Origin of the sequence: Marinobacter sp. M-5, assembly GCF_032911545.1 — a bacterium.
In the GTDB taxonomy this organism is placed as follows: Bacteria; Pseudomonadota; Gammaproteobacteria; order Pseudomonadales; family Oleiphilaceae; genus Marinobacter; species Marinobacter goseongensis.
The window spans coordinates 535,219-554,335 of sequence record NZ_JAWJEK010000001.1; the positions used below are offsets into that span (position 1 = coordinate 535,219).

The window sequence follows — 19,117 nt, forward strand, 5'->3', positions numbered from 1 at the left end:
CTTGGTATAGACAGCTTTCAGTTCACGCAATTTCCCCGTTGCTGTTGGCTCCGCCAACCTGGGCGGTGTAGTTAGTTATGGGTGGAAGAAATGGATACTTCTAACCGATGTACGCTGAGCGCTTGATGTCGGTTTGGTTACTGTGAGCTTAGTTCACGCTCGGGGTCTTCGACAGTGGTATTACGGTTAAGGTTCATTAAATTCTGTTGCTGCTATCAGGGGGAGGGAGCGTGGGGGTGGTCCTTTTTTAAAAATTCCGCTTAAACTCGCTGCACTCAGACAGGCGGTGTTTTGAAAAAAGGACCACCCCCATATCCGCCGATACCCCCAACAACCAGGCTACTTCTTCAATAGCCTGAACACACTTTCGGTAGCCCCAGAAAGCCCCTTCCGCTTGGTAAACGGGTGATCTTTAGCAAGGGTGTTGGTCAAAATGTGCTCAATCTCGAAGTCACCAGAGTAAAGTTCATGAACCTCCGAGTCGCTGACATTGAACGGCGGCCCCTTGATCTCGGTGTCGTAATCGAGGGTAATCAGCAGAATGCGGGTGCCGTCGGGGATGACCGCGGTGAGGTGATCGACATAACCCTTGCGCATGTGAGGTGGTAGGGCGATGAGGGCAGCACGGTCGTAGACCAGCCGGATGTGTTTGAGGTCATCGGGCACCAGCTGGAAGAAATCGCCGCACCAGATTTCCAGGTCGTCGTGCTTGAAGCGGGTGAAGGGCTCGCCGGGGCGAACCATGGCTTTCTCGCTGGCTTCCTCGAAGAAATCCTTGCAGGCGATATCGCTGAGCTCCACACCGATGATGGGATGGCCGCGGTCGTGTAGCCACCACATATCGTGGGCCTTGCCACACAGCGGCACCAGCACCGCCTCCTTGCCATTGCCGGCCAGTTCCGGCCAGTGGTCGTGGAGGTACTGGTTGATTGTGCCCTCATGGAAGCCGATTTCCTTCTTTGCCCAGCGCTCGTGCCAGAATTCGTGTTCCATCGTCAGCCCATCCTTCTGTTGGCGGTTTGTGTCAGTCTACCCTAATCTGTCACGGTCTTGGTGAAGGAGAAACGAATGAAAGCGGTGTTCCTTGATGCGGATACGCTCGGCAGCGACGTGGATCTGTCGCCCCTTGAAAAGGTAACCGGCGATCTGGTGCTACACGACAGAACGGCGCCGGATCAGGTGGTTGAGCGTGTCCGTGGCTTCGATACGGTCATCGTCAACAAGGTGGTGCTCAAGGGAGAACATTTTCAGGCCTGCCCGGAGCTCAGTACCATTGCAGTGGTGGCGACCGGCCTCAACAACATTGATCAGGCGGCGGCGCGAGAGCACGGCATCCGGGTAATGAACGTGACCCACTATGGCCGCTCGACCGTGGCCCAGCACACCCTGGCGTTGATGCTGGCCCTGGCCACCCGGCTGCTGGATTACGACAAAGACGTGCGGGCAGGGCGCTGGGCCAGCAGTTCCATGTTTTGCCTGATGGACCACCCGATCATGGAGCTGGAGGGCCGCACCCTGGGCATCATCGGCTACGGCGATCTGGGGCAGGGGGTCGCGGAGCGGGCCCGGGCGTTCGGCATGAACATTTTGCTGGGGGCTCGTCCGGGGCAGGAGGCGGGCGAGTTGGATGGCTATGCCCGTGTGCCTCTGGAGGAATTGTTACCGCAGGTAGACGTGCTGTCGCTGCACTGCCTGCTGACCGACGAAACCCGCAACCTGATTGGTGCCAAAGAGCTGACCTTGATGAAGCGGGACGCGCTGCTGATCAACACCTCACGCGGCGGGCTGGTGGACGAACAGGCGCTGGCAGACGCATTACGGGCGGGCACCATCGGCGGTGCGGGGTTTGACGTGCTCACCGAAGAACCACCCCGCAATGGCAACCCGCTGTTGTCGCAGGACATTCCAAACCTGATCATCACCCCCCATTCGGCCTGGGCCAGCCGGGAGGCGCGCCAGCGGATTGTTGACATTACCGCGCGCAACCTCGCCGCCTGCTGAGTAAGCACAATTCAGGGGAACGTCGCGCGGCGTTATCAGAATAAATAACCCAGGCTTGCGGACAGGCCAATCTGGTACATTCGCAGCTCGATACTCTGGCCAGGGCCGAGGGGGTTGTCGCCCTTCAGGCTCTTCCCCGGTGCGTAGAAAGCCATACCTGACACTTCCAGATCGTCACTGAAGGTGTGGGTAAAGCCGCCGGTAAAGTGCCACTCCGGCACAGCTGGGGCCAAAATATTGAACAGAACCTCTTCGTCAGGGATCGGCTGGCCGCCGTAACTGACGCCTGCTCGCCAGGTTTGTGACGCGTTCTGCTGCCACTGCCATCCCAGTTTCACAATGGTCATGTCGTCCCAGCCGAAGCCGGCACCGTCATCGTCGCCCAGGCGGGCTGTCTGCACGTTAGGCAGGAACGGGTTGCCCACACTGTTGATTTCGCTGTAGCGGATATGCTGCAGGTCAAGGGCTAGCCAGTGGTCCTGAATGCCTGACCAGGCAAACCCTGCGCTGAACATCTGGGGAATGTCGAAATCGCCCTGTTCGGCAAAGAGCCCCTCGTATTTCTCGAACTCCTCCATCTCCAGGATGGTACGCCAGCTCACCCCAGCGCGAAGATTTTCGGTTACCTCTCCTTGCCAGCCAATCTGGAAACCGTAACCCCAAGCGTCGTCAGTGCCGCGGTTGCTGAGGGCATCCGGGTTCGAGGAGAACGCTCCGAAGCTGGACAGTCCTTTCGCCTCAAAGCGCTGATAGGCGATCAGTGGGGAGAAGCCGATGGCTTGGTTGTCTGTAAATTTCCAGGACCAGGTAGGCGCAATAAACAGCTGCTCAAGGTTGACCCCCGCAGAACCTGCGCCGAAAGCGCCGCCGTTGCTGCTACCGTATTCGGTGTTCAGCCCGCCGTTGGCAAACACTGAAACGCCCAAGCTGTGGTCACGGTTGAGCTGTCGGTTCGCGCCGAAGTGGGGGATGGCGAACAGATTGTTGCGGCTCTTGCGGGTGCCCGGGGCAAGGTAGAAGGTGCCCGGCGGAGGCGTCGCGTTGCCCCCTTCAACGGTGAACTTCCGGCGGGGCGAGAACAGCTCGACCCCTGCGTCTACCCGGTTGCCGATAAAGGCCATGCCCGCAGGGTTGGAGGCAGCCGCGATGCTGTCCTGGGAAAACGCCGTAGCGGCGCCTGCCATGCCGGAGCTGATGGTGCCATAGCCGTGTTTGAAATAGCCGTTGGTGGCCAGTGCCGGCGCGGAAGCAACACTGGCAACGGCCAGCGTAGTGAAAGCCAACTTCAACTGCATGATGAAGTACCTGTCTGCCTGGTTCGGTTTAAGAAGTGGGCGCTGTTATACCGTTATTCAGGCATAAGTAGAAATAAGACAATGCTATATTGATATTTCGAAGCCGTGGGCAGTCAACTCTGTTGGGAGCATTCTGGTGGTTGAATCCTGCGGCTGACTGCCCATACTCTTACAACAACTTTTTTAAACAGGATGTTATGTGGCTTCCTTCCAATTGAAAGAACGGCTTAACGCCGGCGAGAAATGGATTCTGGCAAACCCGAATCCGCCCGAGCGTTGGCCCTGGACCTGGCTCTACAAAACCGGGCGCAGCCTGTACGCGCTGGCGCGGGATGTGATCAGCGGCAACCTGACACTGCACTCCATGAGCCTGGTGTACACCACCCTGCTCAGCATCGTGCCGCTGCTGGCCCTGAGTTTCTCGGTACTCAAGGCGCTGGGGGTTCATCAGCGTATGGAACCGTTCCTGTACCAGTTTTTCGAGCCCATGGGGCCGCAAGGCATCCAGATCGCGGAGCAGATTCTGGGCTTTGTGGACAACATGAAAGTGGGGGTGCTGGGGTCTGTCGGGCTGGCGTTGCTGGTCTACACGGTGGTGTCGCTGGTGCAGAAGATCGAGCGCTCGTTCAACATGATCTGGCGGGTGCCGGACATGCGCTCCATGGCCCAGCGGTTCAGCAACTACCTGAGCGTGATCATGGTGGGACCGCTGCTGATGGTGTCCGCCATCGGCGTCAGCGCCACAATTTTCTCCTCGAGCATCGTGCAATCATTGATTGCCATAGAGCCTTTCGGGTCGCTGATCATCGTGTTGACCCGATTCACGCCCTTCATGCTGGTCGTCGGCGCCTTCACCTTCGTGTACGTGTTCATTCCCAACACCCGGGTGAAACTGCGTTACGCCTTTATCGGTGGCCTGGTGGCGGGCGTGTCCTGGCAGGCCGCGGGCATGCTGTTCGCGTCTTTCGTGGCGGGGTCGGCCAAATACGAGGCGATCTACTCCAGCTTCGCCATCGGCATCATCCTGCTGATCTGGATCTACCTGAACTGGATGATTCTGCTGCTGGGCGCCAGCCTGTCGTTCTATCTGCAGAATCCGGGATCTGTCGCCAAGCGGCACCAGGTGCAGTTGTCAGCGGAGTTGCAGGAAAAGGTCGGATTAGTATTGATGTGGATGGTGGCCAAACCGTTCAGTGAGGGGAAATCCGCCCCGCAGCAGGAGTGGCTGGAACAGCAGTTGCGGGTACCCGGCGAGGTCACCCGCGGCGTCAGCGACAAACTGATCCGCGCCGGGTTTCTCACACTGGCCGGCAGCAACGGCGACAAGCTCATTCCCGGGCGGGCGTTGAACCTGATCACGGTAGACGGTGTGCTGGATGCCATCCGCCATGATGAAGACCGGGTGGTTGACCGGTTGCCGAAGGTATTGCCAGCAGGCCTGCAGAACACCTCCCCTGGCCAGCATCCCACCACCTTTGCCGACCTGCTGAATCAGGACGAGGCGCCCGGCAAAGTTTGACGGCCAGAGCCCTGCCTCGCCTCAGGGGCGGGCTCTGTTGCTGCCTTCCAACATCTGCAGCAGAACCTGGCGTACTTGGTCGAACTGGCCATCGTCAAGGCGGATTACCGTTCTCAGGTTATCCTCGGCCATGTTGCGTTGATGGGCGTGGCGCAGCACTTCCCGACTGCCGATGATCATGCCATCGTTCAGTGGTGTGTGGGCCTGTCGCGGAGAGGGGCGCTCTGCCGCCAGCAGATAGGCATGGTATTGCGGGGGCAGGTTCCATTCGTTGGCCAGTAGCTGCGAGGTGGTCCACTGATAGCGGGCCAGCGCCTGGCGAATGACCACCGGCTCTGGCTCTGCGCCTACGGCGCGGCCGCGATAGATGCGCTGCAACTCTCGGCGCAGGGTGATATAGGACAGTGCCGGCAACAGCCCGACCATGAAGAACGCGTTGGTGTCCTGGCCCTGAAGCTTGGCGATCAGTTCCGCCGAGCGTGCGCAGGCCAGCCCCCAGCGCCAGACCCGTTGCGCAAACAGCGCCTCGCGGCTGTTGCGGGCCACCATCATAGGCCGCATTACCGCCGCTGAAATCACATTCCGGATACCATCAATGCCCAGCAAGAAAATGGCCTGGTCGACGGACTCGATGGCCTGATCGCCCGAGCGGAAATAGGGGCTGTTGGCGATTTGCAGTAACTGATCGGTCAGCGCGGGGTCGCTGAGGATAATGTGCCCCAGGCGCTGGCGGTCGGACGATTCGTCAGACAGTGCCCGCATCAGCATGGGCAAGCTCATGGGTTGGCGGGGCAATTCGTCAATGGACGATGTCGCCAGGCGCTCTCCGAGCTGGTCAAGGGTTGTCGCCATGCGCGGGACGTCCGCCCTCAGCCCTGCGGGTGGTGAATCAAGCAACCAGCAAAAGAGATGATCCTCAAGGCGCCGGACGAGGGCGATTTCCTGTTCGGAGGTGGCGGAATTGCGATTGACCGGGTTGAACAACCTTGGCTCAGCTTGCGGGGCTGACGGCCCGTTTGACGAAAAAAAATCTGATACCCAGGAAAAAAAGCCTGGCATCCATTGCCTCCGGATCTCTTCAGTCGCTAAAAGGTACGCACCCGCCTACGACCAGTATAGAGACGTCTCCGGTTTATGCACAGCAAAATGGCACGCTGATGATCAGGACAGCGCCCCGCCAAACACGAAGATCAACTGGCCGACGCCGGCCATCATGCCCAGGAATGCACCCACGAGAATGAGCTTGATCTCGTCTTCCTGGAAGCACGGGCGCAGCAGGTCCTGGAACTCCTCCGACGACAGCGCAATCATCCGCTCCACCATGATCGATTCCACCGCGCGGGCGCGATCCTGCTCGAACATGGGGCTGTTGAAGGACGATTGCGAGATGGAGATCGCCTTCTCTCCCACCTTCTGCTTCAGGCTTGCGAACCCGGTGGGCCCGAACGCCATCTGGGTGAGAGCCTTGCCCATACCGGCGGTTTCATCCACCAGCGGCTTGATGTGCTTTTTCACCATATTGCGCGCCCGGTCGCCCTTGGGACCCTCGATGATGGCGTTGATGATGTTGCCAACGGTGAGAATTTCGTGGGTGACGATGTGGCAGAACGACTCCGCCACCTCATTCTGGCGCTTGAGGAAAAGGCCCTGGAGCCGGAAAGGCCCGATTTTTTTCTCGTGTAGCGGTCGGAAGATCACGTTCAGGGCAATCCAGTTGGTGGCGTAGCCGACCAGCAGGCCGAAGAACGGCAGTACCCACCAGCTCTGATAGAAGTACCACACTGACATCTGGATCAGGCCGAACAGGAAGCCGAAGTAGAGCCCGGAATTGACGATAAAGCGGAATTCCACGTCGCCGCATTCCAGAAAAATACGGTTCAGCAGGCGCTTGTCCTTGGCGAGACGGTCGATGACCATGCCTTTGATGTCCAGCAGGTCCTCGATGTTCACGGAAATGTCGCTGACCAGGTTGTCCACCAACTGCGGCGTGGCCTTGCGGACCCGGTCATAGACCATGCGACGGGCCGAGTTGGGCAGGTTCTCCCAGAATGTGGGGTATTCCTGCAGCATCATCTCGTCCACGTACTCTTCGATGCGCGGTTCGGCGTTTTCAATGATGTGCTGGGCGAGCACCTGGGGGTCAATCTGCTGGAAAATTTCTTCCACAGTACCGATTTTCGAGATGGTGGCGTCCACGCTGATTGCGGCCATTTTGCGGGCCTTGGAGGGAATGATGCCCTGCCAGCCCAGGAGGGGAGGCTTGCCAATGAATTCCAGCGGGTAAAAGGTCATCTTGATGGCGAGCCAGTTGGTGCTCCAGCCGATCAGGGCGGCAATAACCGGGATGCTGATGTATTGCCAGAATTCAGGGTTGGTAAACAGGCTAGTCATCCAATACTCGCAATCATTCGTTATTGTTGCTGCGGAGCATGACCACCCCGACCTGGGCGCCGCTCTCATCAGTGCTTCTGTCCGACAGGGATAATGTTAGCCAGCCCGCGTCCTGTCAATGACTGATACGCCAAACAGAGGCGGCTGCGCAGTCGGTCCGGTTAGCCTCCGAAGTCACCCCAAAGCCACTGGCACAGCGCCATGGCGGCCACCGGCGCGGTTTCGGTTCGCAGTACGCGGGGCCCCAGCGCCACGGGCAGAAAGCCTGCGTGCTCGGCGGCAGCGATTTCGTCGCCGCTGAGTCCGCCTTCCGGACCGATCATCAGGGCTATCCGGACGGGTTTGTTCAGGGCGGTCAGGGACTGTTCCGTACGATGGTGTAACACCAGCCTGAGATCGCAATCTCCGGTGCGTTCGAACCATTCGTTCACTGTCATCACCGGCAGAATTTTCGGTACCCGTGCGCGGCCACATTGTTCGGCGGCGCTGATGGCGACGGACTGCCAGTGGCGCAGACGCTTGTCTTCCCGATCACCCTTGAGTCTGACCTCGCAGCGTTCGGTGGTAAGCGGAACAATGCGGGTGACCCCCATTTCCACGGCTTTCTGCACCGCGTAATCCATGCGGTCGCCCTTCGAGAGGGTCTGACCCAGAACGATCTCCAGCGGCGATTCGGTGGTGTTTGCGGTCGGGCTGCCCAGTTGCACCTCCACCTGTTTTTTGCCCGCGCTGGTGATAGTGGCGGGGAAATCCTGGCCATCGCCGTTGAACAGCAGCAGTTCCTGGCCGGGCTGCATGCGCAGTACCCGGCCAACGTGCTGGGCGGCGTTGTCGTCCAGCGCCGCGACTTGCCCCTCAGTGAGAGGGGAGTCGGTGTAGATGCGGGGGATGCGCATGGTCAGTCTCTGACCGCAATCTCGATGCCTTCGGTGGCCACCTGAGCCAGGTGGCGGATCTGATCCTCGGTGATCACGTAAGGCGGCATGAAGTACAGCACGTTACCTAATGGCCGCAGCAGTGCCTGGCGGGTCAGTGAATGCTTGTAGACCCGGATGCCGCGCCGCTCCTGCCAGGGGAACGGCGTTTTGTCGGCTTTATTCTTCACCATTTCGATAGCCAGGGTCATGCCGTGCTGGCGAATGCCCCCCACGTTGGGGTGATCCGCCAGATGCGCCACCGACTCCGCCATGCAGGCGGACAGGCGCTTGTTGTTCTCGATCACATTGTCGTCGCGGAAGATGTCCAGGGTTGCCAGGGCAACAGCGCAGCCGATGGGGTTGCCGGTGTAGCTGTGGGAGTGCAGGAACGCCCGGAGGGTCTCATAGTCGTCGTAAAAGGCGTTATAGACATCGTTGGTGGTCAGCACCGCCGACAGCGGCAGATAGCCCGCGGTCAGCCCCTTTGACAGGCACATGAAGTCCGGGGTGATGCCGGATTGTTCACAGGCGAACATGGTGCCAGTGCGGCCAAAACCGACGGCGATCTCGTCAGCAATCAGGTGTACACCATATTTGTCGCAGGCCTCGCGCAGCCTGGTATGGTAGATCGGGTGGTGCATGCGCATGCCGCCGGCGCACTGGATCAGCGGCTCGACCACCACCGCACAGATTTCGTCGTGCTTCTCGGCCAGCAGTTTGTCCATGGCCTCGAACTGGCGCAACGCGTAGTCTTCGTCGGTTTCGCCGGCTTCCTTGTACCAGGCGTCCGGAGACGGTGCGGTGAGCACCTCCATCAGTAGTGGCTGGTAGGTGTCCTTGTAAAGGGCCACATCCCCCAGCGCCAGCGCGCCCAGGGTTTCACCGTGGTAGCTGTTGCTCAGGTTGACGAAGTTCTTCTTGCCCGGCTTGCCGTGATTTTTCCAGTAGTGAAAGCTCATCTTCAGCGCCGCTTCCACCGCTGAAGAGCCGTTGTCGGCGTAGAAGCACTTGTTGAGACCCTGCGGCGTGACTTCTATCAGCCGCTCGGACAGATTCACCACCGGTTCGTGGGTAAAGCCCGCCAGAATCACATGCTCGAGCTGCCCGATCTGCTCCTGGATGGCGGCGTTGATGCGGGGGTTGGCGTGTCCGAACAGGTTAACCCACCAGGAACTGACGGCATCGATGTACCGGTTGTTCTCGAAATCCTCCAGCCAGACGCCTTCGCCCCGTTTGATCGGGACCAGCGGCAGGGATTCGTGGTCTTTCATCTGGGTGCAGGGGTGCCAGACGGATTTCAGGTCCCGTGCGACGAGATCGGCGTTGCGCATCAAAAAGTCTCCTGTCGGCCCGGTAGGGTGCTCGGTAACGGATGAAACATTAAGGGCGCCCATGATACTTGCCGGGGGTATGGACGGCTAGAGTGTGACCAAAATCACTCTGGCCACGCAGCCTTCACAACCTGACCAGCCGGCCAATGTTTGCGCAACTGCCGCCCGCAACAATTGAGTCATTGTGATTGGAGGCTACTATGGAACTCGAACTGAACCATCCCTACGAAGCAGGGCTTGACCAGGTGCTGGCAGCCTTCTTCGACGAAAACCGGATCATCGAAAAAAACCGCAAACTGGGCTCCCGTAACGTGCGCGTGGCCGAGCTTACCCGCGACGATCTGTCCGCCAAGCTGGTGGTGGAGCGGGAAATGATGACCTCCGCCGAAGTGCCCGGCGTGCTGGCCAGCTTCCACCGGGAGTGGAATCAGGTACGGCAGGAGGAACACTGGTTCCGCAAGAACGACGGTGAGTGGCATTGCGAATTCCGCGTGCGCATCGAGAATGTGCCGGCAAAGATTCACGGTGTCATGAGACTCACCGGATCGCCGGAACGCTGTACCAACCACGTCAGTCTGACTGTGCGCTGCGATGTGCCGTTTCTCGGTAAGAAAGTGGCCAAGTTCCTGGCGGAGGATTCCCGCGTGAAAATCGAGCAGGAATACAGCGTGAACCGGGAGCTGTTGTAACCGGTTGAATAATCAGTGGTGGGGCAATGCGGATGCCCCGCCGGTGATACGCTGCCGCACGCATTGCCGCGCCGCCGGCAAGGACGTCGACTCCATGGCAAACACCAGCGCCGACCACACCAACGCCAGCAGCACCGTTTGTGTGGTGACCCCGTCATCGGCCGGCAGGACCTCCGGATCCCTCAGGATGTCCTCGATCGCGTCTTTCAGCACCGGATCCGGTGATATCGAGGCGGCCGTGGCCATCAGAAGGTCCTGATCCCCGCAAGGCTCACCTGCCATGGCCGCCTCCAGAAACAGCGTGCTCGCGGCGCGGGCACATTCACTGCGGTAAGTTTCCTGCCGCGTTGCGCCGATGATCTGGTTCAGGGCATCACACAGCGCCATACCGATCTCAAGCCCCGAATAGTTGACGTCTGTTACCCCCGGCCGACGGGAAGCCGTGCGCAGATGTTCGACCCGTGCGGAAATCGCGCTGCCGTAGAGGGCGATGCGGTCGACCAGCTCAACGCCACTGTCATCGAAGGGCTTGGAAATCAGACTCATCACGGGACCCTCAAAGCCAATTGATGTTTGTGTGTCGTATGCACTGGTATCTCAGGCAAATAAAGCAGGTACTTTGACCGCGATGAAGAACGATACGAGCAATTCGGCGAACAGTTCTCTGTCGGGCCGCGTTTCCAGCGCCCTCAAAACCCAGTTTATCGCAGATGCGTTGGCGATGCCGGTGCACTGGTATTACAACCCGCTGGATATCGAGCGGGCGTTCCCCGGAGGGATTCAACGGTTTGAGTCCGCCCCGGCGTTTCACCCGTCTTCGATCATGTCGTTGCATTCCACCCGCAGCGGAGGACGTCATCATGGCCGCACCGGTTCCGGCGATCAGACGCCGGAGGTCGTGGGCGGTCTGATTCTGAAAGGCCGGGCACACCACTGGAATGTGCCCAACGTTCATTATCATCACGGAATGGGTGCCGGTGACAATACGTTGAATGCCCACTGCACACGCGTGCTGATGCGCTCGCTGGCGGCGTCTTCGGGCGGCTACGACCGTGAAGCGTTTCTTTCGGCCTACATCGGGTTTATGACGGCTGACCCGCCCGCGCACGGGGACACCTACGCCGAATCCTACCACCGCGGCTTTTTCGCCAACCTGCAGCGGGGGCTGCCACCGGAACAGTGTGCGATGATTACCCACGATACGCCGTCGGTTGGCGGGCTGGTGACTGTTGCCGCCCTGGTATTTGCCCACAGGCTGGCCGGCACTGCACTGTCCTCCATTCAGGCGGTGTGCCGTGATCACCTGGCATTGACCCATCCGGACGAAAGCCTGATGAGGGTGTGTGACCGCTATGTGAAACTACTCTGTGGGTTACTGGACGCGCCGGACGACCAAGGGATAACGACCCTTCTGTCAGAGGCCGGAAAGGGAAAACCGGGGCTCGATGTGGCCAGTCTGGTGAAGCGCAACCTGCCTGATCATCAGGTGGTGGGCCGGCTGTACTCCTCGGCCTGTTATATATCCGACTCCTGGCCAGTGGTGCTGTACCTTGCTTACAAATATCGCGAGGACCCGTGGCTGGCGCTCCGTGTGAACACCAATCTGGGCGGCGACAATGTGCACCGTGGCATGGTGCTCGGTGTACTGTTGGGACTTCTGAGTGACTCAGTCGCCACCAGCGGGTTCGAGCAGCTGGTGGCGCACGAGGCCATTGGCCAGGAAATCGATACGCTGATCAGCGCGTCAGTCGCTCCCAGATAGTCACTTCTGACAGCGTGTGCTGGAACTTGTGCTGCGTCTCCCGAATGACAAACGGTACCTTGCGGGGGGCGCTCACCAGTCTGAAGTGGCTGCTGAGATGATCTTTCAGGCCGTCCAGCGTGGTGTAATTTTCGCCGTCTTTCTTGAAACCGCCGATCCACTCCTCTTTCGGCGTGTGCTCTTCCAGCCAGGTATAGGGTGAGGCGATCACCAGCAGGCCACCGTCGTTGATGCGCTCGTGAATGCTGTCCAGGAAACGTCTGGGTCGGTAGAGCCGGTCAATCAGGTTGGCCGCCAACACCAAGTCGTAACCGCTGAGCTGAGGCTTGAGGTTACAGGCGTCGCCCTGATGGAATGAAACTTTGCTGACACTGTCTTCCAATCCGAGCTCCCGGAGTGTCCGGGTGTGGTAGCTGACCAGCTCACCCTCCTCCGCCAGGGCGTAGCGCACCATGCCCTGTTCTGCCATCTCGACACCAAGGCGAATAAAGTTGGCGGAAAAGTCCACGCCCTCAACCTCGTCGAACTGACGCGCCAGTTCGAAACTGGAGCGGCCACAGGCACAGCCCAGATCCAGGGCTTTCCCGCAGGCCTTGCCGACCATGGCATCGAGCGCAATATCCGCTATCGCTTTCGGAAAATTGTCCACGCCGAACCAGCGATCGCCAAAGTGGAATTCCGCATATTCGGTCAGTAGCCGGTCGCTCTCGTAATAGCTGTTCGGCTGCACGGCATCCGCATCGGATGCGATATACCGGAACCCGGCGTGTTGGAAAAAGTGGCGGCGGAAGGCGTAACGGGCCGAGAGTCGGGCCTCGTTACCACAGGAGATCCACGACCCGCCTTTGATCAGGTTGTGCTGGCCGTCGAAGGTGGGCGTGGTGAAGTCGTCGTAGAGGGGATGAACCTTGAAGCCGTCGAAGGGATAGGTGGGCGTTTCCACCCACTGCCAGGCATTGCCAACCACGTCAAACCACTGCCCGTGCCGGAAGCGGGTCACCGGGCAGGGCGAGGCACCATGGTCCAGGTGCAAATTGGCATGGGCGGGGCGGTCATCCACTTCTTCAACCCCCGCGACTGAACATAGCCGATACCACTCATCTTCAGTGGGCAGGCGAATCAGCAGGCCGGTGTGCTCCCGCTTCCACTCGCAGAAGGCCTTGGCCTCGTGATAGTTCACTTCCACCGGCCAATCCCAGGGCATCTCGACTTCTTCGGTCATCAGCCTCAGGTGCCAGCCGTTGTGCCAACTCCAGAAGGTTGGGTGTTTGGCATCTGCGAACTGTCGCCACGCACGGCCTTCATCGCTCCAGAATGTATCCAGCTCATAACCACCGGCTTCAACAAATTCCAGAAACTCCTGATTACTCACCAGGTACTGGCTGGCTTTGAACTCTTCGACGTCCGCCCGGTGCTCGCCGTATTCGTTGTCCCAGCCGTAGTAAGCGTCGTCGTAGGACTTGCCGATCTTTACTGTGCCTGACGGGACGGTGATCAGCTCGTTCTCGGGCGCCTCCCCGGTTTCAATCACGGGCGCCCAATCGGGTTGCGGCCGGACTTTGCTCAAATCGTGCTGGCGGATCAACACCGAAGACGTTTCCAGGTGAATGCGCTCGTGCTCGATGCCCATCACAATCGGCCACCAGGGGTTCTCCCAGTTGATGGGTAAGGCCAGGGGCAGAGACTCGATCAGCTCCAGCACGGCGGCGCGCACTTTGGCGCGGTAGGCCATCACTTCAGACACCGCCGGCCAGTTGTAATGCGCGTCGTTCAGATCATCCCAGCTCATTTCGTCCACGCCCACGGCAAAAACCGACTCCATGCGTGGGTCGATACGTGCCGGTAGAAGCTTGGCGAGCACCAGTTTGTTGACGAAGAAGGTGGCGGTGTGGCCGAGATAAAAGATGAGCGGATGTCTCAGCGGAATTGATTTCTGGTAGAAGCCCTCATCACCATCCAGACAGTCGAACAGCCGCGTGTAGACGTCGAAAGTATTGGTGAAGTAAGCCGCAATTTCCCTGCGCTTGGCCTCAGGGTCGCCCTCCGCAAGATTGGGTGTTCTCAAAATCGTCGGTGAGGATTGATGAGATCTGAGCGGATCGGCCGGGGCGTTTTTTTTGTGGGCTTCTAACGTCATGGTTGAGCACGTCCTGTTGTGAGTGAACTAGAGAAGCAATACGTTGAACCACATGGAGATGGTTCAACGATCCTTCAAAACGTCAGTCACTGATCGACCTGTCAGTGTGCGAGCACTCGGGACAGGAAGGCCTGGGTACGCTCGTTCTGCGGGTTGTCGAACACATCTGCGGGTTTGCCTTCCTCGACGATCTGACCTTCATGAATGTAGATCACCCTATCGGCCACCTCGCGGGCGAAGCCCATTTCATGGGTGACCACCATCATAGTCATGCCTTCCTTGGCCAGCTCCCGCATCACGTCCAGCACCTCGCCGATCATTTCCGGGTCCAGCGCGGAGGTGGGCTCGTCGAATAGCATCAGCCGAGGTTCCATGGCCAGGGCCCGGGCGATGGCGACCCGCTGCTGCTGACCGCCGGACAGGTGGCTGGGGTACTTGTCGGCCTGACTGCCAATACCCACCCGGTTGAGCAGCCGTTCGGCGGTGGCGTTGGCGATCACTTGCGGCGCGTTCTTCACCTTCATGGGCGCCAGCATGATGTTCTTTTTTACCGTCAGGTGAGGGAACAGGTTGAATTGTTGGAACACCATGCCGACTTCCTTGCGGATTTCAGCCAGTGAGCCGGGGTTGCCGCTTTTGGGCTCGAGGGGGTGGCTGTCTACCTCAAGCGTGCCGGATTCGAACGCCTCGAGGCCGTTCACGCAGCGGATCAGGGTAGACTTGCCGGAGCCGCTGGCCCCGATAATCACCACCACCTCGCCTTGTTCAACGGACAAGTTGATGTCTTTCAGAACATGCAGTTTGCCAAAGAATTTGTTCATGCCCTGCATTTTTACAATCTGAGTCATGGCTACGATTCCTTCAGACAGATGCCAGTCCGCGCCGCTCAGCCAAGCGCAGAATCAGGGACAGGGTGAGGGTGATGGCCAGATAGAGGATGGCAACCACGAAATACACCTCGAAGGCCGTAAAGGTGTTGGCGATGTAGATCTGGCCCTGACGAACCAGCTCACCAACGCCGATGACCGAGAACAGGGAGGTGTCCTTGATACTGACAATGGCCTGATTGCCCAGCGGCGGAATCATGCGGCGAAAGGCTTGTGGCCAGATAATGGACCAGAAGGTCTGGGTGCGGGACAAGCCCAGGGAAAGCCCGGCTTCGGTCTGGCCTTTGTCGATGGACTGAACCCCACCGCGAACCACTTCCGAGATGTACGCGCCGGAGTTCAACGCAATGGCAGCAATGCCGGCCGTGAGTGGGTCGATCGGACCACCGATCAGATCCGGCAGGCCGTAGAAGATAAACAGAACCTGCACAAGTATGGGCGTGCCACGAAAAATTTCGATATAGGCGGTGGCGGGCCATTTCAGGAACCATTTCTTGTTGATGCTGAGCAGGCCGAACAGGATGCCCAAGGCGAAGCCAATCGCGAGGCCACCGAATGAGATCAGCAAGGTGTAGGGAATGCCCTTGAGCAGGAAAGGAATGGAATTGATGGCGGCTTGCCAGTCGAACTGAAACTGGAATTCCACAATTGCGCCTCCGAAGGAAGTGGACGTCAGATGCGGCCGGGGCGAGGGCCCCGGCGCAAGGAGTCAGGCCGATAAAACCGTGCGGCCTTATTCGCTTTCCGGCATTTCGCCGAACCACTTCTCGTAGATTGCCTTGTAGGTGCCATCTTCTTTCATGGCGGCGAGGGCATCATTCACGTCATCCACCCACTCACTGCCTTTTTTCAGGGCGATGCCGTATTGCTGGCCCTCGTAGAGTTTACCAACGGTTTTCACTTTGCCCTTGCCTTTGGTGCTGGCGAAGTAGCCCACGTTGGGCGCATCGTAGAACACTGCGTCGATCGCACGGGACATCAGTGCCATGTACATGTCGGAGCTGCCCGGGTAGGGCGTTACTCCGTCGTTCTCATCGAGGGATTTCATCAGGTAATCGTAGCTGGTGCTGCCGATCTTGGTGCCGATCTTCTTGCCCTCAAGATCGGGCAGCGCCTCAACGTTGTCGTTGTCGGCGCGAACCAGAACGCGGAGGCCGGAGTCGTAGTACGGATCGGAGAAATCGACGATCTGTTGGCGCTCTTCGGTGATGGTGATGCCGGCGATGGCAATATCCACATTGCCAGTCTGCAGCGCAGGAATGATGCCATTGAAATCCATGGTATTGAGGTCGACTTCGAAGCCGGCGCGGTCTGCCACCTCACGGATGATCTCCATATCGAAACCGATCATTTCACCGGTTTCCGGGTCCATCATCTCGAAGGGAACAAAGCTGGGGTCGGTGACGACTCGCAGGGTCTCCGCGCTTACGGTGCCCGCGGCCACGGTCAGGGCCAGACTGGCTCCGAGTGTTCTCATCCATTTTGTGTTCATGCTTTCTCCTTCTCTTTCTTATGAGGCTCCCTTTGCCCGGTAAGGCAAGCCGACGGGCACGGTTGGTGACAGCGCCTGTCGGAGAGCGTTAATGGGACTGCATCGAATTCACTCTAGACCATTAACGGGAGAGGTGCATAAAATCAAATGCTTGGGGGGGGGTGCGGAGAGGAGGGGCAAGCTGGGTGTGTTGGATTCCGGCCCTACGGGCCGTAATCCAACACTGAGGATAACATCAGAAAGCGATCTTCTCCCGCTCGCTGATGCCCAGATTTTTCCAGATACTGATGCTGGGTTCAACCTGGTTCAGGGTGTAGAAATGCAATCCGGGCGCACCGGCTTTGAGCAGCTTTTCGCACATTTCTGTAACCACCTCTTCACCGAACTTGCGGATGGAATCGCTGTCGTCGCCATAAGCTTCGAGCTGCTTGCGAATCCAGCGCGGAATCTCCGCCCCACACATGTCCGAGAACCGCACCAGGCTGGAAAAGTTGACGATGGGCATGATGCCCGGCACCACCGGAATGGTGACGCCCATCTTTTCCAGGCGGTCAATGAAGTAGAAGTAGCTGTCCGCATTGAAGAAGTATTGGGTGATGGCGCTGTTGGCGCCGGCTTCCACTTTGCGGGCAAAATTCTTCAGATCTTCCTCGGCACTGCGGGCCTGGGGGTGAAACTCCGGGTAGGCGGCCACTTCCAGGTTGAAATGATCGCCGCTGTGCTCGCGAATGAAGGCTACCAGCTCATTGGCGTAGCGCAGCTCACCGGCCGCACCCATGCCCGAGGGCATGTCGCCGCGAAGGGCGACAATGCGGTTGATGCCGTTGGCCTTGTACACGTCCAGTAGCTCACCGATCTCTGCGCGGGTTCCCCCCACGCAGGACAGGTGCGGCGCCGTGGAAATGCCCTGCTTGTGCAGGTTCAGCACGGTTTCAATGGTGCGCTCCCGGGTGGAGCCTCCGGCGCCGAAGGTGACCGAAAAGAAATCCGGGTTCACCTCGGCCAGCTGGTTTCGCACGTTCTGCAGTTTTTCCTTGCCCTGGTCGGTCTTGGGCGGGAAAAATTCAAAGCTGAAACGGCGCTTGAACTGTGTCTGGGATTCCATCTTGATACCCGATCAGTACTTGTAGCTTTCCGGCTTGTACGGGCCTTCGACCGGTACACCGATGTATTTAGCCTGCTCCGGGGTCATCTTGGTGATGACGCCACCAAAACCTTCCACCATGGCCAGAGCCACTTCTTCGTCCAGATGCTTGGGCAGTACCTGAACGTACACACCCTTGGCGCGAGCGTCTTCCGGCAGGTCAGCGAACTTGCGCTCGAACAGGAACATCTGCGCCAGCACCTGGTTGGCGAAGGAGCCGTCCATGATCCGTGACGGGTGACCGGTGGCGTTGCCCAGGTTCACCAGGCGGCCTTCGGACAGCAGGATCAGGTGGTCATTGGTGGCCTTGTCGCGATACACAACGTGCACCTGCGGTTTGACCTCGTCCCACTGCCAGTTCTTGCGCATGTAGGCAGTGTCGATTTCGTTGTCGAAGTGACCGATGTTGCACACCACCGCACCGCTCTTCAGAGCCTTGAGCATGTTGGCGTCACATACGTTCATGTTACCGGTGGTGGTCACCAGCAGGTCGGTGTTCTGCAGCAGTGCGCGATCCACACCCGCCTCGGTGCCGGTGTTGACACCGTCAATGTACGGAGACACCACTTCAAAACCGTCCATGCACGCCTGCATGGCGCAGATCGGATCGGCTTCGGTGATCTTCACGATCATGCCTTCCTGACGCAGGGAAGCCGCGGAGCCCTTGCCCACATCGCCGTAGCCGATCACCAGCGCTTTCTTGCCGGACATCAGGTGGTCGGTGGCGCGCTTGATGGCGTCGTTCAGGCTGTGGCGACAACCGTACTTGTTGTCGTTCTTGGCCTTGGTCACGGAGTCGTTCACATTGATGGCCGGAACCTTCAGCTTGCCGTCGCGCAGCATTTCCTGCAGGCGGTGAACGCCGGTGGTGGTCTCTTCGGTCACACCGTGGCAGTTGGCCAGGATTTCCGGATACTTCTCGTGGAGCAGGGCAGTCAGATCGCCGCCGTCGTCCAGGATCATGTTGGGCTCCCAGCCCTCGACATCGGCGCCGACGGTGCGCTCGAGGCACCAGTCGTACTCTTCGTCGGTTTCACCTTTCCAGGCGAACACGGGGATGCCTTTGGCGGCGATGGCGGCAGCGGCCTGATCCTGGGTGGAGAAGATGTTGCACGACGACCAGCGAACGTTGGCGCCCAGATCGATCAGAGTTTCGATCAGCACGGCGGTCTGGATGGTCATGTGGATGCAGCCCATGACGTTGGCGCCTTTCAGCGGCTGCTCGGCGCGGTACTTTTCGCGCAGCTTGATCAGCGCTGGCATTTCGCCTTCGGCAATGTTGATCTCCTTGCGGCCCCAGTCGGCCAGGGAGATATCGCGTACTTTGAAGTCTTCAAAAGTGTTCAGCTTTTCTGCTGGAGTGCTCATTTGGTGTTCTCCTGTCAGCTTTCTTTGGCCCCGGAGTTTGATTTCCGATGCCGCTAATTTGGGTGCGGGTCGGGATCGGGGCTTTGCTTTCGCGGAACCGCTACGAGCACATCCATGTGCGCTTCTCTCAGGCCATCCATGGCCTTCGAAATTCCGCGAAAGCAAAGCCCCGATCCCTCAGCCT

At 59.1% G+C, this 19,117-nt stretch carries 17 protein-coding genes; 4 read left to right on the forward strand and 13 right to left on the reverse strand.

Going from position 1 to position 19,117, the window contains the following annotated elements:
- Window positions 1-339 precede the first annotated feature (339 nt).
- Window positions 340-993: a thiopurine S-methyltransferase gene (tmpT, locus tag R0125_RS02405; RefSeq protein WP_317236993.1), complete on the reverse strand. Its 654-nt coding sequence runs from the start codon at window positions 991-993 to the stop codon at window positions 340-342.
- Between the two features lie 75 nt (window positions 994-1,068).
- Between tmpT and R0125_RS02410 the strand changes: the two genes are divergently transcribed.
- On the forward strand, window positions 1,069-2,001 hold the full coding sequence (locus tag R0125_RS02410) for a D-2-hydroxyacid dehydrogenase (RefSeq protein ID WP_317236994.1): 933 nt from the start codon (window positions 1,069-1,071) through the stop codon (window positions 1,999-2,001).
- A gap of 35 nt (window positions 2,002-2,036) precedes the next feature.
- Here the strand turns inward: R0125_RS02410 and R0125_RS02415 are convergent, their stop codons facing one another.
- Window positions 2,037-3,296, reverse strand: coding sequence for an OmpP1/FadL family transporter (locus tag R0125_RS02415; RefSeq protein WP_317236995.1), 1,260 nt, complete (start codon window positions 3,294-3,296; stop codon window positions 2,037-2,039).
- A 199-nt stretch (window positions 3,297-3,495) separates the two neighbouring features.
- Here R0125_RS02415 and R0125_RS02420 point away from each other — a divergent pair, with 199 nt between their 5' ends.
- Window positions 3,496-4,815, forward strand: coding sequence for a YihY/virulence factor BrkB family protein (locus R0125_RS02420; protein WP_248182233.1), 1,320 nt, complete (start codon window positions 3,496-3,498; stop codon window positions 4,813-4,815).
- Between the two features lie 21 nt (window positions 4,816-4,836).
- Here R0125_RS02420 and R0125_RS02425 read toward each other — a convergent pair whose 3' ends face one another.
- The 4 genes from R0125_RS02425 to R0125_RS02440 all read right to left on the reverse strand — a co-directional run bounded on the left by R0125_RS02425 (window position 4,837) and on the right by R0125_RS02440 (window position 9,454).
- Window positions 4,837-5,667, reverse strand: a complete 831-nt coding sequence (locus R0125_RS02425) for an HDOD domain-containing protein (RefSeq protein WP_317236996.1) — start codon at window positions 5,665-5,667, stop codon at window positions 4,837-4,839.
- A 309-nt stretch (window positions 5,668-5,976) separates the two neighbouring features.
- On the reverse strand, window positions 5,977-7,206 hold the full coding sequence (locus tag R0125_RS02430) for a DUF445 domain-containing protein (RefSeq protein WP_248182229.1): 1,230 nt from the start codon (window positions 7,204-7,206) through the stop codon (window positions 5,977-5,979).
- A 161-nt stretch (window positions 7,207-7,367) separates the two neighbouring features.
- Window positions 7,368-8,102 (reverse strand): 16S rRNA (uracil(1498)-N(3))-methyltransferase, encoded by a 735-nt coding sequence (locus R0125_RS02435; protein ID WP_317236997.1) that lies wholly within the window; start codon window positions 8,100-8,102, stop codon window positions 7,368-7,370.
- Window positions 8,103-8,104: 2 nt separating this feature from the next.
- The gene (locus R0125_RS02440; protein ID WP_248182227.1) at window positions 8,105-9,454 is read right to left on the reverse strand and encodes an adenosylmethionine--8-amino-7-oxononanoate transaminase; all 1,350 of its coding nucleotides are present in this window, start codon (window positions 9,452-9,454) and stop codon (window positions 8,105-8,107) included.
- Window positions 9,455-9,654: 200 nt separating this feature from the next.
- Here R0125_RS02440 and R0125_RS02445 point away from each other — a divergent pair, with 200 nt between their 5' ends.
- Window positions 9,655-10,143: a DUF2505 domain-containing protein gene (locus R0125_RS02445; RefSeq protein ID WP_248182226.1), complete on the forward strand. Its 489-nt coding sequence runs from the start codon at window positions 9,655-9,657 to the stop codon at window positions 10,141-10,143.
- Window positions 10,144-10,155: 12 nt separating this feature from the next.
- On the opposite strand, the gene R0125_RS02450 is transcribed toward R0125_RS02445, so the two are convergent.
- The gene (locus tag R0125_RS02450) at window positions 10,156-10,689 is read right to left on the reverse strand and encodes a hypothetical protein (protein WP_317236998.1); all 534 of its coding nucleotides are present in this window, start codon (window positions 10,687-10,689) and stop codon (window positions 10,156-10,158) included.
- 82 nt (window positions 10,690-10,771) lie between these two features.
- Here R0125_RS02450 and R0125_RS02455 point away from each other — a divergent pair, with 82 nt between their 5' ends.
- Complete coding sequence (locus tag R0125_RS02455) at window positions 10,772-11,905, forward strand: ADP-ribosylglycohydrolase family protein (RefSeq protein ID WP_317236999.1); 1,134 nt, start codon at window positions 10,772-10,774, stop codon at window positions 11,903-11,905.
- Here the strand turns inward: R0125_RS02455 and ovoA are convergent.
- The 6 genes from ovoA to ahcY form a co-directional block, all read right to left on the reverse strand.
- Window positions 11,880-14,042, reverse strand: coding sequence for a 5-histidylcysteine sulfoxide synthase (ovoA, locus tag R0125_RS02460; RefSeq protein WP_317237000.1), 2,163 nt, complete (start codon window positions 14,040-14,042; stop codon window positions 11,880-11,882). The genes R0125_RS02455 and ovoA overlap by 26 nt on opposite strands.
- A gap of 101 nt (window positions 14,043-14,143) precedes the next feature.
- Window positions 14,144-14,890 carry an amino acid ABC transporter ATP-binding protein gene (locus R0125_RS02465; protein WP_282448335.1) on the reverse strand — a complete coding sequence of 249 codons (747 nt, stop codon included), beginning with the start codon at window positions 14,888-14,890 and terminating at the stop codon, window positions 14,144-14,146.
- Between the two features lie 13 nt (window positions 14,891-14,903).
- Window positions 14,904-15,575, reverse strand: a complete 672-nt coding sequence (locus R0125_RS02470) for an amino acid ABC transporter permease (RefSeq protein ID WP_248182217.1) — start codon at window positions 15,573-15,575, stop codon at window positions 14,904-14,906.
- A gap of 87 nt (window positions 15,576-15,662) precedes the next feature.
- Window positions 15,663-16,421 carry a transporter substrate-binding domain-containing protein gene (locus tag R0125_RS02475; protein WP_317237001.1) on the reverse strand — a complete coding sequence of 253 codons (759 nt, stop codon included), beginning with the start codon at window positions 16,419-16,421 and terminating at the stop codon, window positions 15,663-15,665.
- 235 nt (window positions 16,422-16,656) lie between these two features.
- On the reverse strand, window positions 16,657-17,526 hold the full coding sequence (gene metF / locus R0125_RS02480; RefSeq protein ID WP_248182213.1) for a methylenetetrahydrofolate reductase [NAD(P)H]: 870 nt from the start codon (window positions 17,524-17,526) through the stop codon (window positions 16,657-16,659).
- A gap of 12 nt (window positions 17,527-17,538) precedes the next feature.
- On the reverse strand, window positions 17,539-18,933 hold the full coding sequence (ahcY, locus tag R0125_RS02485) for an adenosylhomocysteinase (RefSeq protein ID WP_248182210.1): 1,395 nt from the start codon (window positions 18,931-18,933) through the stop codon (window positions 17,539-17,541).
- Between the last annotated feature and the right edge of the window lie 184 nt (window positions 18,934-19,117).

Coding starts and splice junctions, on each gene's coding strand:
- R0125_RS02440 (WP_248182227.1), bottom strand. CDS start 9,454: ATGCGCAACGCCGATCTCGTCGCACGGGACCTGAAATCCGTCTGGCAC.
- R0125_RS02455 (WP_317236999.1), top strand. CDS start 10,772: ATGAAGAACGATACGAGCAATTCGGCGAACAGTTCTCTGTCGGGCCGC.
- tmpT (WP_317236993.1), bottom strand. CDS start 993: ATGGAACACGAATTCTGGCACGAGCGCTGGGCAAAGAAGGAAATCGGC.
- R0125_RS02445 (WP_248182226.1), top strand. CDS start 9,655: ATGGAACTCGAACTGAACCATCCCTACGAAGCAGGGCTTGACCAGGTG.
- R0125_RS02475 (WP_317237001.1), bottom strand. CDS start 16,421: ATGAACACAAAATGGATGAGAACACTCGGAGCCAGTCTGGCCCTGACC.
- R0125_RS02415 (WP_317236995.1), bottom strand. CDS start 3,296: ATGCAGTTGAAGTTGGCTTTCACTACGCTGGCCGTTGCCAGTGTTGCT.
- R0125_RS02430 (WP_248182229.1), bottom strand. CDS start 7,206: ATGACTAGCCTGTTTACCAACCCTGAATTCTGGCAATACATCAGCATC.
- R0125_RS02410 (WP_317236994.1), top strand. CDS start 1,069: ATGAAAGCGGTGTTCCTTGATGCGGATACGCTCGGCAGCGACGTGGAT.
- R0125_RS02450 (WP_317236998.1), bottom strand. CDS start 10,689: ATGAGTCTGATTTCCAAGCCCTTCGATGACAGTGGCGTTGAGCTGGTC.
- metF (WP_248182213.1), bottom strand. CDS start 17,526: ATGGAATCCCAGACACAGTTCAAGCGCCGTTTCAGCTTTGAATTTTTC.
- R0125_RS02435 (WP_317236997.1), bottom strand. CDS start 8,102: ATGCGCATCCCCCGCATCTACACCGACTCCCCTCTCACTGAGGGGCAA.
- ahcY (WP_248182210.1), bottom strand. CDS start 18,933: ATGAGCACTCCAGCAGAAAAGCTGAACACTTTTGAAGACTTCAAAGTA.
- R0125_RS02465 (WP_282448335.1), bottom strand. CDS start 14,890: ATGACTCAGATTGTAAAAATGCAGGGCATGAACAAATTCTTTGGCAAA.
- R0125_RS02425 (WP_317236996.1), bottom strand. CDS start 5,667: ATGGCGACAACCCTTGACCAGCTCGGAGAGCGCCTGGCGACATCGTCC.
- ovoA (WP_317237000.1), bottom strand. CDS start 14,042: ATGACGTTAGAAGCCCACAAAAAAAACGCCCCGGCCGATCCGCTCAGA.